This is a genomic window from Agrobacterium sp. 22-210-1 (assembly GCF_053522525.1).
On sequence record NZ_JBNWCI010000002.1, the window covers coordinates 1,116,305 to 1,133,350 of the forward strand.

The following is a 17,046-nucleotide window of genomic DNA, read 5'->3' on the forward strand; positions in this document are numbered from 1 at the left end:
CCCTCAAGCCGCTTTGCCGATGGCGCGGCCATTCGCGTCAAAGGCCATCAAATGCCGCGTATCTAGAAACAGCTCGATGTCCCTGTCCGGCTCGATGTCGTGAATGCCATGCGCCAGCATGACCCAGCGCCGGCCCGAAAATTCCACATGCACGAAGCTTTCCGATCCGGCGATTTCCGAAATCAGCGTCCGCGCGCGGATGGACTGCCGCGCTTCTCCCTTCGCATAAGGGAAGAGGTGGTGCGGCTGGAAGGCAATGGTGACGGGGCCATCTGGCATGCTGGCAAGATGTGCAGGGACTGCCACGACGGCATGGTCCGCACGGGTGAAAGCATTACCGGCCTTGATGACCTCAATGGTGTTAAGCGGCGGATCGGCGAAGATTTCCGCGGTCACGATGTCCACCGGATGCCGGTAAACTTCGATCGTACGGCTGAACTGCGTCACCCTTCCCTCATTGAGCGTCGCGGTATTGCCACCCAGAAGCAGCGCCTCGGAAGGTTCGGTGGTGGCATAAACGAAGATCGCGCCGGATTCAGCGAAGATGCGCGGCAGTTCCTCGCGCAGTTCCTCGCGCAGCTTGTAGTCGAGATTGGCCAGCGGCTCATCAAGCAGCACCAGATTGGCGTTCTTGACGATGGCGCGGGCAAGCGCCGTGCGCTGCTGCTGGCCACCGGAAAGGTTGAGAGGCGTCCGATCGAGATAGGGCGTCAGCTTCAGAAGCTCGGCGGCCTTCCTCACTTCCCTGTCGATGGTGGGCTGGTCCTTGCCGGCAACCCGCATGGGTGAAGCGATGTTTTCGTAAACGCTCAGCGCCGGATAATTGATGAACTGCTGATAAACCATGGCAACGTTGCGCTTCTGCACCGGCCAGCCCGTCACGTCCTCGCCATTGAAGAAGATCGCACCGCCGCTCGGCTTGTCCAGCCCGGCCATCAGCCGCATCAACGTCGTCTTGCCCGAAAGTGTCGGTCCAAGCAGGACGTTCAGGCTTCCGCGCTGCAACGTCAGATCGGTCGGGTGAATATGATATTCACCGCCGGCCATCTTCGAGACGTTTCGCAATTCAAGCATGGTGATCCAAAGCCTCCTCCGCTTTTCGATCGGATCGTCAGATTGCCTTCAAGCGTTCCCCTGCAATGTCCTCGATATAGTCCTCGAGCCCGCGCACCTCTTCAGGGGTGAAAAAAAGCCCCTGTTTGGTGCGGCGCCAGAGAATATCCTCCGCCGTCAGCGCCCATTCCTGCGCCATCAGCCAGCGGACCTCAGCCTCATAAAGCGTGCCGCCGAAATGACGGCCCAGTGCCGCCTTCTCTGCCGCTTTGCCGATTATCGCCGCCGCGTCCGTCCCGTAACAGCGGACTAGCCGCTTGGCGTGACGCTCATCGAGGAAGGGATAACGTGACTGAAGGGTCGTAACCTCGCCGGCATAGGCCTCAGCCCCGAAATTTCCACCCGGCAAATGCGAGCCTGCCGTCCATGGCGCGCCCTTTTCCCCCAGCGCATCGCCTATTTTTTCAAGAGCATGTTCGGCAAGCCGCCGATAGGTGGTGAGCTTGCCTCCGAAAATATTGAGAAGCGGCGCTTCGCCTTCCGCCCCTTCGGTTTTCAGCACATAGTCGCGCGTCGCCTCCTGCGCTTTCGACGCACCGTCGTCGAACAGCGGCCGCACGCCGGAATAGGTCCAGACGATATCGTCCTGCGTCACCGGCTCGGCAAAATATTCGCTGGCCGCGCTGCAAAGATAGCTGATTTCCTCCGCGGTGATCTTAACAGCGCGGGGGTCAGCGGTATAGTCGCGATCCGTCGTGCCGATCAGCGTAAAATCCTGTTCGTAAGGGATGGCGAAGATGATGCGCCCGTCCGGATTCTGAAAAAAATAGGCGCGGGGATCGGCAAACTTCTTGCGCACGATGATATGGCTGCCCTGCACGAGGCGGACATTGTGGACATTATTTTTGCCGAATGTCGAAGACAGGACCTTGTCCACCCAGGGGCCGGCGGCATTCACCAGCATGCGGGCCCGATAGGTCGCGTTTTCCCCGGCAGCACTTCTCGTTTCAACCCGCCAGAAGGCGCCTTCGCGTCGCGCTGAAACCACCTGCGTACGATTGAGGATCAGAGCACCGCGCTCGGCGGCATCGCGGGCGTTCAGCACCACAAGCCGGGCATCGTCCACCCAGCCATCGGAATATTCGAAAGCGCGGGCAAAAATCGGCTTCAACGGTTTTCCCGCGGGATCCCGGCGCAGATCGAGTGAACGGGTCGCGGGCAGAAGCTTGCGGCCGCCGAGGTGATCATAAAGAAAAAGTCCGAGACGCACGAGCCATGCCGGACGCACGCCACCCTTCTGGAACGGCAGAACGAAACGCATGGGCCAGATGATGTGCGGCGCCATGGCCCACAGCACCTCGCGTTCCATCAGCGCTTCGCGCACCAGACGAAACTCGTAATGTTCAAGATAACGCAAACCGCCATGGATGAGCTTGGTCGCGGCGGACGAGGTGCCGGAGGCAAAATCGTTCATTTCCGCGAGTGCAACGGAGTAACCCCTGCCAACGGCGTCACGCGCAATGCCGCAGCCATTGATCCCGCCGCCGATCACGAAAATATCGTGGATTGCCTCGTCAGACATGAATTCTCCCGCGCTTTCATCGACGCTCTCCTCATCGATATATTGAAAGCACGATCATCTAATTCGAAGACAAAACGAATGTCAAACGAAATTCCAATGGTGCAGGATTAGGTCTCCCGCGCCTCGGTTTCAATCAGCCGAACGTCGTGATCGGCACAGATGGAGCGGATCGAATCGACCGGACAATGATCGGTAATAAAGGTATGCACCTGCGAAAGATGGCCAATGCGCACCGGGGCCGTGCGCTCGAATTTAAGCGAATCCGACACCAGAATGACATGGCGGGCATTGGAAATAATCGCCTGCGCGACTTTGACCTCGCGAAAATCGAAATCCAGCAGCGCGCCGTCCTCATCGATGGCCGAAACGCCGATGACGGCGAAATCGACCTTGAACTGGCGGATGAAATCGACGGCTGCCTCACCGACGATACCACCATCGGAACCGCGAACGACGCCGCCGGCAATCACCACTTCAATGCCGGGAAAAACTCGCAACCTGTTGGCAACATTGATATTGTTGGTGATGACCATTAATTCGTGGTGGTCCGCCAGCGCTTCACCCACCGACTCGGTCGTCGTGCCGATATTGATGAAGAGCGACGAATTGTTGGGGATGAGGGCAGCAGCGGCGGCACCGATCGCCTGTTTTTCGACAGAAGCAATCGCCCGGCGCGCCTCGTATTTGACGTTTTCATTGCCGCTTGGAAAAAGTGCGCCGCCATGGATGCGTGTCAGCACCCTGGTATCGCAGAGATCGTTCAGGTCCTTGCGGATAGTCTGGGGGGTCACCGAAAAGCGCGCCGCCAGCTCGTCGACCAGCACCCGCCCGTTCGCTTTCGCCAGTGCAACGATTTCATCCTGACGCGGTGTGAGAAGCATTTCACCCTCCCTCCTCTTTCAATTTTTTCGTTTTATTGAAGAGCGAACGAAAAACCAATGTCAAGGGAAGGTTTGTAGCGGTGAGTTCTACCTGTCTGCGAATATGCCTGAAACATGCACCGGCGTCGCACGCAAACTTATTAGCCGGCTTTCTTAGCCATCATCGAGGCGACCCCCTGCATATCGATACCGGCGAATCCAGAAGACGCGGCACCGAACGCATCGCCGATACCGATCAGGACAGGTTCGTTCACGCCTAGCCTCTCGACCGCCGCAGCCAATTGCGCGAGTGAACCGCACCAGCGCTGTTCATTCGCCCGGCTGACGGAAATCATCACCGCAACGGGCGTCGAAGCGGGCATGCCGTTAGCGAGCAGGGAGGACTGGATATCTGCTGCGGTTCGGCCGCCCATATAAAAAACAGTGGTCACGGCGGGATTGGAGAGCGATGCCCAGTCAATGTTCTCCGGTAACTTTCCTTGCCGCGAATGACCGGTGACGAAGCGGACAGACTGGGCATGGTCGCGATGCGTCAGGGAGATGCCGAGGCGCGAGGCCATGGCGCTCGCGGCGGTGATCCCCGGCACAACATCGACCGGGATGTTTTCGGCTTCCAGCGCCGCGATCTCCTCGCCGGCGCGCCCGAAAATCATGGGGTCGCCGGATTTCAGCCGCACCACCCGTTTGCCAGCCTTGGCAAGGCGGATCATCATGTCGTTAATGTCTTCCTGCTTGCAGCTTTCCCGGCCGCCGCGCTTGCCGACAAGCATGCGCTTCGCCTCCCGCCGCGCCAGTTCCAGCACCTCCGCTGACACGAGATCGTCGAATAAGATGACATCGGCGGCCTGCAGGGCGCGAACCGCTTTCAGCGTCAAAAGCTCGGCGTCGCCCGGCCCGGCACCCACGAGCGTTACAAGTCCGTGCCCTGAGCCCGTGCGCGCGGCCTGCGCTCCGATATCCGTCAGCAGCCTTTCTTCGCTGCTCTCATCCAGCCTTTCGGTAAACGCCCGGTCGACGAATTTTTCCCAGAAAGAGCGCCGCGCCGGGCCGGGAGCGAGCCGCAGATTGACGCGCTCACGGATTGTCTGGGCAAGCGCGCCCCAATCCTTGAGGGCCAATGGCAGCAATGTTTCGATGCGCCGACGGATGGCCTGTGCCAGAATGGGTGCCGCACCATCGGTGGAAATCGACACCACCACCGGCGAGCGATTGACGATGGAGCCGAACTGGAACTGGCAGAATTCCGGCTTGTCGATGACATTAACGGGTACGCCCGCCGTGCGGGCGGTATTGTAAAATTTCTCGGCCTCCTCGTCGGTTTCGCAATCCGCCAGCGCCAGCTCGGCGCCTTCGAAAATATCCGGACCCCACGGACGATCATGCCATGTGAGCATCGGGCTTCTTGAGACGAGCGCGGCAAAGCTTTCCGAAAGCTCGTTCTCCTCGCAATAGAGACGAAGTTCCGCCCCGCAAGCCAGCAGCAGCTCCGCCTTCCAGGCGGCCCCTTCCGATCCGCCCACCAGCACCACGCATTTGCCCTCAAGCCCCCAGAAGATTGGCAGCTTGGCTAATCTTTCCATACGGGCCGGTTCATTCCGCTGCGGTTTTAAGGCATCCATCGATGATCCCCCTGATTTCGGCGCGGCAGGAGCCGCAATTGGTTCCGGCGTTCAGCGCCTTGCCTATGGCTTCGACGCTGTGGCATCCTTCACGGATGGCGGCCGTGATCTGGTTCACCCCGACATTGAAGCAGGAGCAGACAGTCGCACCCGGATCGGCCCGCCCTGCACCGGGGCGACCGGCAACCAGCGCAAAGCGCATGCGCAAATCCTCATGGCGCTCAGTCAACTGCGATATCGCCCAGTTGCGGGCGACGGCCACCGGCTGATTGGCAATGAACAGCGCTGCCAAGAGGGTCTCACCATCGAAAAAGGCAAGCCGCAGATCACCCGTCTGCCGGTCGCTGTAACCGAGCGGCTCGACCCTGACATCGATGCCGAAAACCTGCCGCGCCCAGAGCGTCCAGTCCTGCGGTTCTTCCTCGAAGGCCAACTCCATACGATAGCCGCCATCCGCCTTGGCGATGGCCCAATAGGCACAATCCGGTGCATTGGGTCGGGTGCGGGAAATGGCGAAGCCATAGGCCTTTGCCTCGAAAAGCCTTGCCTTCACCGCCACATTTTTCGAAGCAGGTTGGCCGGAGTGCGGATCCGTGACCGGCGCAACAACCACATCTATGCGCGCCCGCGAGGCGAACTGGTCGTTCCAGTGCATCGGCGCAAAGACCGATCCACGCGCCTGCCTTTCGCTCACCAGTGCGCGCAGCAGAACCTTGCCATAGGGGCTTTCCAGTTCCACCAGATCGGCACTTTCTATCCCCAACATCTGCGCATCACGCGGGTGAAGTTCGGCGAAAGGCTCGGCGATATGGGCGGTCAGCCGCGCACTTTTGCCGGTGCGCGTCATGGTGTGCCATTGGTCGCGAATGCGGCCGGTATTGAGCGTCAGCGGATATTCAGAAGAGGTCCTGGAGGTTTCCGGCAAGACGGTGGCGATGAACCGCGCCTTGCCGTCAGCATGGTAAAAACGACCATTCGCAAAAAAGCGGGTAACGACGGCCTCTCCGGGCCCGGCTTTGGGCCATTGAAAGGGCGCCATCGCATCGTAGGAATCGTGCTCGATTCCACTGATATCGAAATCCCTGCTACCCGCATTCTCGAAACCGGAAAGGGCCGCATGTTCGGCGAAAATCTCCAGTGGCTGGCCATAAGCGAAAGCAGCGTCGAAACCCATGCGCCGGCCCACTTCCGCCATCTGCCACCAGTCGGCCTTGGCTTCGCCGGGTACAGGGAGAAAACCGCGCTGGCGGGAAATGCGCCGTTCGGAATTGGTCACCGTGCCGTTCTTTTCGCCCCAGCCGAGCGAGGGCAGGAGGACATGGGCATGGCGGGCAGTATCGGTATTGGCCGTAACATCGGACACCACGACGAAAGGACAGGCCTTGATCGCCGCTTCGACGGCGCCAGCATCCGGCATCGAGACGACGGGGTTGGTGGCCATGATCCACAGCGCCTTGATGTGGCCATCGGCCACGGCCCGGAACATGTCCACGGCCTTCAGGCCCGGCTTTCGCGCAATCGCAGGCGACGCCCAGAAGCGCTGCACGCGGTCGCGATCTTCAGCGTTTTCGATGGCCATATGGGCGGCCAGCATGTTGGCGAGCCCGCCAACTTCGCGCCCACCCATGGCGTTCGGCTGGCCAGTCAGCGAAAACGGCCCCATGCCCGGCCGGCCGATGCGGCCGGTGGCGAGGTGGCAATTGATGATGGCATTGACCTTGTCGGTGCCGCTCTCCGACTGGTTGACGCCCTGGCTGTAGCAGGTGACTGTCTTTTCGGTGCGTTCGAACAATTCGTAAAAGGAAATCAGTTCGGCAATCGTCAGGCCGGTGGCTTCGGCGATCTCCGGCAAGCTGCGCTCACCTGCGGCCTGCACAGCGGCCTCGAAGCCGGCCGTGTGGTTTTGAACGTAAGCATTATCGATGGCGGAACTGCCGGAGAGATGCGCAAGCAGACCGGTAAACAGCGCCACATCCCCATCCGGGCGGATGGCGAGGTGCATATCGGCAATATCGGCACTCATCGTCCGGCGCGGATCGATGACGACGACCTTCATCTCCGGCCGCGCCGTCTTCGCCGCCGCCAGCCTCTGGTAGAGAACGGGGTGACACCAGGCGAGATTGGAACCGGTGAGGATCACCAGATCGGCAAGTTCCATATCCTCGTAGGTGCCCGGCACCGTATCGGCTCCGAAGGCACGACGATGGCCCGCGACCGAAGACGACATGCAGAGCCTTGAATTCGTATCGATATTGGCCGAACCGATGAAACCCTTCATCAGCTTGTTGGCAAGGTAATAATCCTCCGTCAGCAATTGGCCGGAGACGTAGAAGGCGACCGAATCAGGGCCATGCTCAGCAATAGCCTGAGAGAAACGGGAAGCGACGAGATCGAGCGCTTCGTCCCATGCCGCCCGCCTGCCAGCGATTTCGGGATGGAGCAGGCGTCCTTCGAGATCGATTGTCTCGGCAAGAGCCGATCCTTTGGAACATAGTCTTCCAAAATTGGCGGGGTGATCCTGATCGCCCCTGACGGAGACCGCGCCATCGTCGTTGACGGTGGCGATGACGCCGCAGCCGACGCCGCAATAGGGACAGGTGGTTTTGGTTTCAACGGGCATGGGTTTGCCCTCTCAGTGCGTGACGCTTACCCCCCTCTGTCCTGCCGGACATCTCCCCCTCAAGGGGGGAGATCGACAAGCGGAAGGCTCCTCGTTCCCTCTCCACCGGCAACAACACCGGTTGTGAATGGAAGTTTGTGCCGCGATCAATCTCCCCCCTTGAGGGGGAGATGCCCGGCAGGGCAGAGGGGGGTATCATCGCCGCCATCGCAATTCACTCCGCCGCAATCATCAGGGTTTCAAGTGCAATGGAGAGCCTCCCATCCAGATTACGAACGGGAATGGTCTTAACCTCCCCCTCATCCGCCCCCAAGGCCTTGCCGGTTTCCAGCGAAATGACCCAATTGTGCAACGGACACGTCACCGAAGCGCCATGCACGATGCCCTGGCTCAGCGGGCCGCCCTTGTGCGGGCAATGGTCTTCAATCGCGAAGACCTGGTTTTCCGCCGTGCGGAATACAGCGATCTTGCCCATTGGCGTTTTTACGCACCGCGCGCCGCGCAGGGGAATATCGGAGATATCGCCAATATCGATCCAGGTGCTGTCCATCGTTCTCACTCCGCTGCCTGATTGAAACCGATTGCCGCCATGGGCCTGAATTCGTGTTTGTCATGGCCGGATACGCGTTCCGACCAGGGATCGACCTGCGCGAATTTCTGGCTGAAAACGAAGCGGTCGAAATAGGCACGGCGTTTTCCGGCATCGTCCATGATCTGGCGGCGAACCTCGTCGTAGCCGATGCGCTTGGCCCATTTGTAGATGCGCTCGAGATAGCGCGCCTGTTCACGGTACATCTGGGTCAAAGCCACGATATGCTCCAGTGCTTCGTCCTCGGTCTGGACGAGACCCAGGACTTCCGTGCCCTTGATATCCAGACCGGCGGCGCCGGCGAAATGGATCTCGAAACCGGAATCGACGCAGATGACGCCGATATCCTTGCAGGTGGCCTCCGCGCAGTTGCGCGGACAGCCGGAAACGGCAAGCTTCAGCTTGGCGGGCGTCCATGAGCCCCACATGAATTTTTCGATGCGGATGCCGAGGCCGGTGGAATCCTGCGTGCCGAAGCGGCACCATTGCTGGCCGACGCAGGTTTTGACCGTGCGCAAACCTTTGGCGTAGGCCTGGCCGGAAATGAAACCGGCCTTGCCGAGATCGGCCCAGACCGCCGGAAGATCCTCCTTCTCGATGCCGAGAAGATCGATGCGCTGGCCGCCCGTCACCTTCACCATGGGGATTTCGAACTTGTCGACCACATCCGCAATCGCCCTCAACTCCGAGGAAGAGGTGACGCCGCCCCACATGCGCGGCACGACGGAATAGGTGCCGTCCTTCTGGATATTGGCGTGGACGCGCTCATTGATATAACGCGACTGATAATCGTCGGCATATTCGTCCGGGAAATCGCAGACGAGATAATAATTGAGCGCCGGTCGGCATTTGGCGCAGCCGCAGGAGGTTTTCCATTCCAGCTCCTGCATGACGGCGGGAATGGTCTTCAGACCCTTGGCCTTGATCAGACGACGCACATCGTCGTGGCCAAGATCGGTGCATTTGCACATGGGCTGCACGGCGGCAGGGTTGTAGCTGTCGCCCAGTGTCAGCGTCATCAGCTGCTCGACAAGGCCGGTGCAATTGCCGCAGGAGGCGGACGCCTTGGTGTGAGCGCGAACGTCGTCCAGCGAGGTCAGCCCCTTGGAGGTGATGGTCGAGGTAATCTTACCCTTGCAAACGCCGTTGCAGCCGCAGATTTCCGCATCATCCGGCAAGGCTGCAACGGCCGCCATAGGGTCCAGCGGCGACCCTCCCTGATAGGCCTGGCCGAAGATCAGGGTTTCACGCATGGCGGAAATATCGGTCGATTTCTTCATCAGATCGAAGAACCACGACCCATCCGCCGTCTCACCGTAGAGAACCGCGCCGATGATGCGGTTTTCCTTGAGGATCAGGCGCTTGTAGACGCCGGCGGTGGCATCGCGCAGCACGATTTCCTCGCGGTCGTCGCCTTCTGCGAAATCACCGGCGGAAAACAGGTTGATACCTGTCACCTTCAGTTTGGTATTGGTGACGGAGCCGTGATATTCCGCCGAACCGCCGCAAAGCCGGTCGGCGAGCACCCGCGCCGATTCATAAAGCGGCGCAACGAGGCCGTAACACATGCCGCGATGTTCGGCGCATTCGCCAAGCGCGTAAATCGAGGCGTCCGACGTCATCATGCCGTCATCCACCACGATGCCGCGATTGACGGCGATGCCGGCTTCCTTGGCAAGACCCGAGGCGGGACGGATACCGACCGCCATCACCACCATGTCGCCCTTGATGACACGACCGTCTTCGAGTTCAATGCCCTCGACCTTCTCCTCACCGAGGATGCATTTGGTGTTGGCCTTGGTGATGATGTCGATGCCGCGTTCGTTCAGCGCCTTTTCCAGGAGATAGGCCGCTGCCGGATCGAGCTGGCGTTCCATGATTGTCGGCATCAGATGGATGACGGTGACATCCATGCCCTGGCGCTTGAGTCCATAGGCCGCCTCCAGCCCGAGAAGACCTGCGCCGATGACGATGGCGCGACCCTTACCCTCGGCGATCGCAAGCATCTTCGTCACATCGTCGAGATCGCGATAGGCGAGTACACCGGGCAACTGGTGGCCGGGAACGGGAATGATGAAGGGCAAAGAGCCGGTGGCGATCACCAGCCTGTCATAGGAGACCGTGATGCCGTTTTCGCTGGTCACGGTCTTCCTGTCACGGTCGATGCCTGTGACCTTCGCGCCCTTGTGCAGCGTGACATTATTGGCGGCGTACCATTCGTCATTGTGGATGACGATGTCTTCATAGCTCTTTTCGCCTGAGAGCACCGGCGAGAGCATGATGCGGTCGTAATTGACGCGCGGCTCGGCGTTGAAAATGGTGACGTCATAAAGGCCGGGGGCGGTTTCGAACAGGTTTTCCAGCATGCGCCCCGGCGCCATGCCATTGCCGATGATGACGAGTTTTTGCGTCATGGGCGTTACTCCGCAGCTTCGACGAAGCGGTGACGTTCGTAGAGGAACTTCAGCACGGCTTCGCGGCATTTGAGATAGGTCTTGTCGGATGCGAGCTCGATGCGGTGGCGCGGGCGTGCCAGCGGCACCTCGAGCACTTCGCCGATATGGGCGGCCGGACCGTTGGTCATCATCACGATACGATCCGACAGTAGCACCGCTTCGTCGACATCATGGGTGATCATGACCATGGTGTTGCCCAACCGGGCGTGGATTTCCATCACCGCATCCTGAAGATGCGCGCGTGTCAGCGCGTCGAGCGCACCGAAGGGCTCGTCCAGCAGCAGGATTTTCGGCTCCATGGCGAGCGCGCGGGCAATACCGACACGCTGTTTCATGCCACCGGAAATTTCCGCAGGCTTCTTGTCCCTGGCATGCGCCATCTGCACGAGATCGAGATTGCGCATGACCCAGTCATGCCGCTCGGCCCGGGTTTTTGTTCTGCTGAACACCTTCTCCACAGCGAGATTGACGTTTTCATAGACCGAAAGCCAGGGCAGCAGGCTGTGGTTCTGGAACACGACGGCGCGCTCCGGACCCGGCTCGTTCACCTCGCGGTTTTCGAGCAGAACGGCACCGGCAGACACTTTCGTCAGTCCGGCAATGAGATTGAGCATAGTGGACTTGCCGCAGCCGGAATGACCGATGACGGAGACGAATTCGCCTTTTTCGATGGTGAGGTTGATGCCTTTCAGCACCTCTGCACGCGAACCGCCCTTGTCGAAATATTTGTCGATATGATCGAGCTTTAGATAAGCGTTCATGATTGATTTCTCCTTTGGCGCAATTCCGGACGGAAAACCGGTTCCCACTTTTCCTGGAATTGCTTGCCTCTCAGTTCGCCGCAGCGCCGCGGGTGATGACCTTGCCGAGCGCCGCCACCAGCTTGTCGAGCACGAAGCCGACCACGCCGATGTAGACAAGCGCCACGATGATGTCGGGCAGGCGCGACGAGTTCCACGCATCCCAGATGAAGAAGCCGATGCCGACGCCGCCGGTCAGCATTTCCGCTGCGACGATCGCGAGCCAGGAAAGGCCGACACCGATGCGCAGGCCGGTGAAGATGTAGGGTGCTGCCGATGGCAGCATGATCTTGAAGAAAAATTCGAGCTGGTTGAGCCGCAGAACCTGCGCGACATTACGGTAATCCTGCGGAATATTGCGCACGCCGACCGCCGTGTTGATGATGACCGGCCAGATGGAGGTGATGAAGATCACGAAGATGGCCGAGGGGTTGCTGTCCTGAAAGGCGGCCAGCGAAAGCGGCAGCCAGGCAAGCGGCGGCACCGTGCGCAGCACCTGAAAGATCGGGTCAAGGCCGCGCATCGCCCAGACCGACTGGCCGATGACAGCGCCAAGGATGATGCCGGCAATGGCGGCAAGGCCGAAACCGTAAGCCACACGCTCCAGCGAGACCAGAACACGCAGCCCGAGGCCGATATCCTGCGAGCCATTCTGGAAAAACGGCGATACGATGAGATCGTAACTCTCCTCGAAGACCTGGCTCGGCGGCGGCAAAGATGAACCAGGGGCAGAACAGAGCAGCTGCCAGACGCCGAGCAACACAGCGAGGACGACAAGCGGCGGTATGGTGTTACGGGCCGCTGCAGCACCCCATTTGCGCAAATCGATCCGCGACGGATGTTTGGGCGAAAGTGCCACGACGTTTGCCTTTTGCGCTGCCGGCTGCTGCGGCTCTTCCTTGAATTTTCGGGCCAATGCGGACATGGGCGTTTCCTCTTGATTTCGGTTGCGGTCTGGGTCTCGCCCCTCACCCGGTCTTCAGTCTCAGCCGGTGGACGGCGGCAACTGGCGGATGAAGGGCGACACCCGGTCTCCTCCTCAGGAGGCCGCCTTGATGGACAGGCTTTCGAGATAGGCCGACGGATTTTCCGGGTCGAAGACCTTGCCGTCGAAGAAGGTTTCCTTGCCGCGCGAGGTCGAGGCGGGAAGATCGGCAACGCCGAGATCCTTGGCCGCCGCACGCCAGATATCCTCGCGGTTGACCTTCTCCACCAGCGCCTTCACATCGGTATCGGGCGCAAATTTGCCCCAGCGGATGTTTTCCGCGATGAACCAGCTGTCATGGCTGTGGAAGGGATAGGAGGCGTGGTCCTGCCAGAACTTCATCTGCAGGCCGGTATTTTCCAGCACGCGGCCGTTGCCGTAATTGATATTGCCCTTGAGACGACCGAGAACATCCTTGGGCGGCACATTGAACCATTGGCGTTTGCCGAGGATGGTGGACATTTCTTCCTTGTTCGCCATGTCATCGCACCATTGCTGCGCTTCCATAACGGCCATCAACAGCGCCTTGGTGGCATTGGGGTTCTTTTCCACCCAGTCGGCGCGCATGCCGAGCGCCTTTTCCGGATGACCCTTCCAGAGTTCGCCGGTGGTACAGGCGGTGAAACCGATACCCTGATTGACGAGCTGCTCGTTCCACGGCTCGCCCACACAGAAGACGTCCATATTGCCAACCTTCATGTTGGCAACCATCTGCGGCGGCGGGACAACGATGGTGGAAACGTCCTTGTCCGGATCGATACCGCCGGCGGCGAGCCAATAGCGGATCCACAGATCATGCGTGCCGCCGGGGAAGGTCATGGCGGCCTTGATTTCCTTGCCTTCCGCCTTCTTTTTCTCGAAAGCCGCCTTCAGCTTGGAGGCATCCAGCTGAACGCCGGTTTCGGCATATTCCTTGGCGACGGAAATGCCCTGGCTGTCGAGGTTGAGGCGGGCGAGGATGGTCATCGGCACCGGCACATTGTTCTGGGTCACCTTGCCGGTATGCATGAGATAGGGCATGGGCGTCAGGATATGCGCGCCATCGATGCCGTTCGAGGCGCCGCCCAGCACGAGATTATCGCGTGTTGCGCCCCACGAGGCCTGCTTCAGAACCTCGACATCAGGCATGCCGTGTTTGGCGAACAGGCCCTTTTCGGCTGCGATGATTAGCGGCGCGGCATCGGTGAGCGCGATAAAGCCGATTTTTGCGCCTTTCACCTCAGGCTCAGCGGTGGCTGCGAAAGCACCGGATGGAAAGGCCACGCGCACGGCGCTGACAAGGGCGGCGGTGGCTGTCGTCTTCAGTATCGTGCGGCGGCTGACATCGCCGGAGAATATCTTTTTCATTCGCATGTTCCCCTTATTGGGCCACCTCTGCGGGTGACGTTTTCGCTTGCGAAAAAACCTGAAAATAAAAAAACGCCGCTCGGTGTTTGCGCCTGCGGAACGGGAGGTGTTCCGGGCAGCAAAACCTTGCGACGTCTGTGTCTTTGAAAGCGCCTATGCCGCGCCCTGCTTGCCCCGATCGCCGTTGACCGGTGCAAACAGGAAGAAGCAAGAGGCGTGCCAGTTTTTAGAAACTAGCCTATCACATTGAAATTAAGAGGTGATTTTTACATTTACAAGATGTGATTAAATTTTAATCAGCGAATTTTTTGTCTTCTGTTTGTGCAAAGCAAAAAAATCCGCGCTTGAAATTTGCGCAGCTGCAAGGCCGCGCGTCAGTCACACTTCTCCGGAGGACGGGGAAAACGGCGCGGATGTGCGCACGGTAAAGCGGTTCACATAGCCTACGATATCACCGGGATCGAACATGAAACCGTCCACGAAACGGTCATCCTCTTCCTGCCCTTCGATGCGGATGTCGGCATCATCAGGCGCATTCCCATCGCCCAGCGCCGCCCGATAAATATCCGGCCTGTAGGCGGAAAGTGCGGCTTCCACACCCGCTTGCGAAAATTCCGCCTGACCCCAGCGGATCATCTGGCTGTAAATCCACAATGCCTGGCTCTGGCGGGGATAATTGGCATGGCCGCTGTGGAAAAGGAAATATTTGTCGATCACCCGGCGGTTGCCGTGGCTGTCGATGCTGAATTCACCGGCAAGCACCCGGCGGATGATGCCTTCAGGCGCGTCAATGTAGCGAGGGTCAGCAAGAGCCTTGCTCAGATCGTCGTGATTTTCCGCAAGGTCGCACCAGCGTGCGGCTGCATCGAGCGCCGTCAGCAGCCGGCCGACCGTTTCCTGCTGGCTTTCCGCCCATTCAGGCCGCATGCCGATCACCTTTTCCGGCGCCGACGGCCACAAATCCTGCTTGGCGGCGACGATGCGGCCGACACCGCGCTCGGCGGCAACGATGTTCCACGGCGCGCCGACGCAGAACCCGTCTATGGCGCCCGCCGCCAGCGCATCCGACGTCAAGGGTGGCGGCACGACCACCAGCTTGACATCGTGATCGGGATGAATGCCGCCGGCAGCGAGCCAATAGCGAAATTCGTAATTATGCGATGAGAACGGATAGGTCATGCCAAGCGTCGGCGGCGCTTCGCCGCGCGTCCGCATATCATCGAGTACCCGCTTCAAAGCCTTGGCGTTTTCGAGCGCTCCCGCCGTTTCAGACAGCCCTGTCAATGCCTTCATCCGCCCAAACAGCCGGGTCGAAAGCGTAATCGCATTGCCGCCACGTCCAAGTGAAAAGGGCGTGATCGTCGGTGAGGGGTTGGAGCCAAGCCCCAGCATGGAGGCGACGGGCATGGGCGACAGCATATGGGCAATGTCGAATTGCCGGAATGCCAGCCGGTCGCGCACATTCGCCCAGGACACATCCTTGACGAGATCGAGCGACAGGCCTTCGCGCTCGGCAAAACCGAATTCAGCCGCCGCAATCAGAACAGAGGCATCGACAAGCGGAATAAAACCGGCGCGCAGAATTTTCTGCCGGTCACTGCCCACAAGTGCTGGTGCGCCAGTCCCTACGCTATGTGATCCGGCTGATTTTCCCGGTGCCGCCATATCATACACTCCACACTGTCCGAGCGGCCTTTGTCACATCAACAGACCGGCCGCGGTGACCACGCTTTGCGCGATCTCGGAAATTTTCTTTTTCTCGTTCATCGCCGTTTGCCGCAAAAGCGCAAAGGCCTCCTCTTCGGAAAGGCCACGCATCTTCATCAGGATGCCCTTGGCGCGCTCGATGACCTTGCGTTCCTCCAGCGCCGATCTGGCGTCGGCAAGTTCCCGTTGCAGACGGCTGAAAGCATTAAAGCGGCTGACCGCCATATCGAGAATGGGTTTGACCCGTTCTTTCTTCAGCCCATCGACCACATAGGCGGAAACCCCCGCCTCGACGGCCGCTTCGATGGAGGCGGTGTCGGAACGATCGACGAACATGGCGATCGGCCGGCCGACCGTGCGGGTGAGCTGGAACAGATGCTCCATCATGTCGCGGTTGGGATTTTCAAGATCGATGAAGATGACATCGGGCTGCAGCGTCTCGATGGTACGCGCCACCCCGTTCACCTCATGGATGACCGTGACGCGATGATAGCCGGCCTCGCGCAGCCCCTCCTCGATGATGGAGGCGCGGATCGCGTTTTCGTCTAAGACAAGAATGGTGAGGTCGCGAAGCGTCATGCAGCATTGATGACGCAGCGCAACAAACTTGGCAATCGGCTGCCGATGCAAAAATGAAGGGAGCGACAAGGGGCTTTCTCTCCCCTGCCGCCTGCCCCATCAGGATGCGTGTTCGACGGCGCGTTCGAGCGCCTTCAAAACCGTACGCTCGGAAAGATTGAGATAGATTTCCATCTCGTTGCCGGCGTCGGCCGCTTTGCCCTCTTCCATCAACGATAGAATCTTGCTGTTCATATCCACGAAGGGCGAATGAAGCTGTTCTGGATCTTTCAGCAAGCCGAAGCAAAGCCTGAGTTCAGCGGCGATGCGCTCATAAAAATCGCTGAGACGGACGCTGTCGAGGAGATCGACGACAGCGGCATGGAACTTCATGTTGGCGCTGCCCACACCCAGCCAGTCGGCCTGATCGCGCTTGACCTTGGCATCCTCGACCGCCGCCCGCATGACCCTGATGGCAGGGTGCTTGTGCCAGGCCTGGCGCAGCGCACCGCACTCAACCATGCGCCGCACCCTATAAATATCGATCACGGAAGCCATGGTCGGAACGGCGACAAACACACCGCGATTGGCCTCGTGGCGCAACAGGCCGTCCTTCGTCAGAAGACGGAAGGCTTCGCGTAGCGAATTACGGGAGACGTCGAAACGTTCGCTGAAGGCTGCCTCTGAAAGGCGCTGTCCCGGCATCAACTCGCCGGAGATCAACAGGGTGCGGATACCCTTCGCCAATCGATCCGCAAGCGGCAGACCCTCTATCGTTTCCGTCATGGCGCTTCTTTCCTTAAGGCAATGCAGCATCGGAATTCCGTGACAGGCATGTTCGGACACGGC

General features: G+C 59.7%; 13 protein-coding genes. All 13 read right to left on the reverse strand.

Annotated features, from left to right (window positions below):
* Nucleotides 1-3 precede the first annotated feature (3 nt).
* Nucleotides 4-1,074, reverse strand: coding sequence for an ABC transporter ATP-binding protein (locus ACQZ5F_RS18160; protein ID WP_046799055.1), 1,071 nt, complete (start codon nucleotides 1,072-1,074; stop codon nucleotides 4-6).
* A gap of 37 nt (nucleotides 1,075-1,111) precedes the next feature.
* Nucleotides 1,112-2,635, reverse strand: a complete 1,524-nt coding sequence (gene glpD, locus ACQZ5F_RS18165; RefSeq protein ID WP_225338889.1) for a glycerol-3-phosphate dehydrogenase — start codon at nucleotides 2,633-2,635, stop codon at nucleotides 1,112-1,114.
* Between the two features lie 107 nt (nucleotides 2,636-2,742).
* Entirely contained in the window at nucleotides 2,743-3,516 is a 774-nt protein-coding gene (locus tag ACQZ5F_RS18170; RefSeq protein ID WP_046799057.1) for a DeoR/GlpR family DNA-binding transcription regulator, read from the reverse strand.
* A 140-nt stretch (nucleotides 3,517-3,656) separates the two neighbouring features.
* Complete coding sequence (cysG, locus tag ACQZ5F_RS18175) at nucleotides 3,657-5,135, reverse strand: siroheme synthase CysG (RefSeq protein ID WP_225338890.1); 1,479 nt, start codon at nucleotides 5,133-5,135, stop codon at nucleotides 3,657-3,659.
* Complete coding sequence (locus ACQZ5F_RS18180) at nucleotides 5,107-7,755, reverse strand: nitrate reductase (protein WP_225338891.1); 2,649 nt, start codon at nucleotides 7,753-7,755, stop codon at nucleotides 5,107-5,109. Before ACQZ5F_RS18180 ends, cysG begins: the two co-directional genes overlap by 29 nt.
* Before the next feature lie 214 nt (nucleotides 7,756-7,969).
* Entirely contained in the window at nucleotides 7,970-8,305 is a 336-nt protein-coding gene (gene nirD / locus ACQZ5F_RS18185; RefSeq protein WP_225338892.1) for a nitrite reductase small subunit NirD, read from the reverse strand.
* A gap of 5 nt (nucleotides 8,306-8,310) precedes the next feature.
* Nucleotides 8,311-10,758: a nitrite reductase large subunit NirB gene (nirB, locus tag ACQZ5F_RS18190; RefSeq protein ID WP_046799061.1), complete on the reverse strand. Its 2,448-nt coding sequence runs from the start codon at nucleotides 10,756-10,758 to the stop codon at nucleotides 8,311-8,313.
* Between the two features lie 5 nt (nucleotides 10,759-10,763).
* Complete coding sequence (locus ACQZ5F_RS18195; RefSeq protein WP_046799062.1) at nucleotides 10,764-11,561, reverse strand: ABC transporter ATP-binding protein; 798 nt, start codon at nucleotides 11,559-11,561, stop codon at nucleotides 10,764-10,766.
* Nucleotides 11,562-11,631: 70 nt separating this feature from the next.
* Nucleotides 11,632-12,525 (reverse strand): nitrate ABC transporter permease, encoded by an 894-nt coding sequence (gene ntrB, locus ACQZ5F_RS18200; RefSeq protein ID WP_046799063.1) that lies wholly within the window; start codon nucleotides 12,523-12,525, stop codon nucleotides 11,632-11,634.
* Between the two features lie 114 nt (nucleotides 12,526-12,639).
* A complete protein-coding gene (locus tag ACQZ5F_RS18205) occupies nucleotides 12,640-13,932 on the reverse strand; it encodes a CmpA/NrtA family ABC transporter substrate-binding protein (protein ID WP_046799064.1) in 1,293 nt (430 codons plus the stop codon).
* Between the two features lie 378 nt (nucleotides 13,933-14,310).
* A complete protein-coding gene (locus ACQZ5F_RS18210) occupies nucleotides 14,311-15,597 on the reverse strand; it encodes a CmpA/NrtA family ABC transporter substrate-binding protein (RefSeq protein WP_225338893.1) in 1,287 nt (428 codons plus the stop codon).
* A 33-nt stretch (nucleotides 15,598-15,630) separates the two neighbouring features.
* Nucleotides 15,631-16,218 (reverse strand): ANTAR domain-containing response regulator, encoded by a 588-nt coding sequence (locus tag ACQZ5F_RS18215; RefSeq protein ID WP_052819344.1) that lies wholly within the window; start codon nucleotides 16,216-16,218, stop codon nucleotides 15,631-15,633.
* Nucleotides 16,219-16,317: 99 nt separating this feature from the next.
* On the reverse strand, nucleotides 16,318-16,983 hold the full coding sequence (locus ACQZ5F_RS18220; protein WP_046799414.1) for a GntR family transcriptional regulator: 666 nt from the start codon (nucleotides 16,981-16,983) through the stop codon (nucleotides 16,318-16,320).
* Nucleotides 16,984-17,046 lie beyond the last annotated feature (63 nt).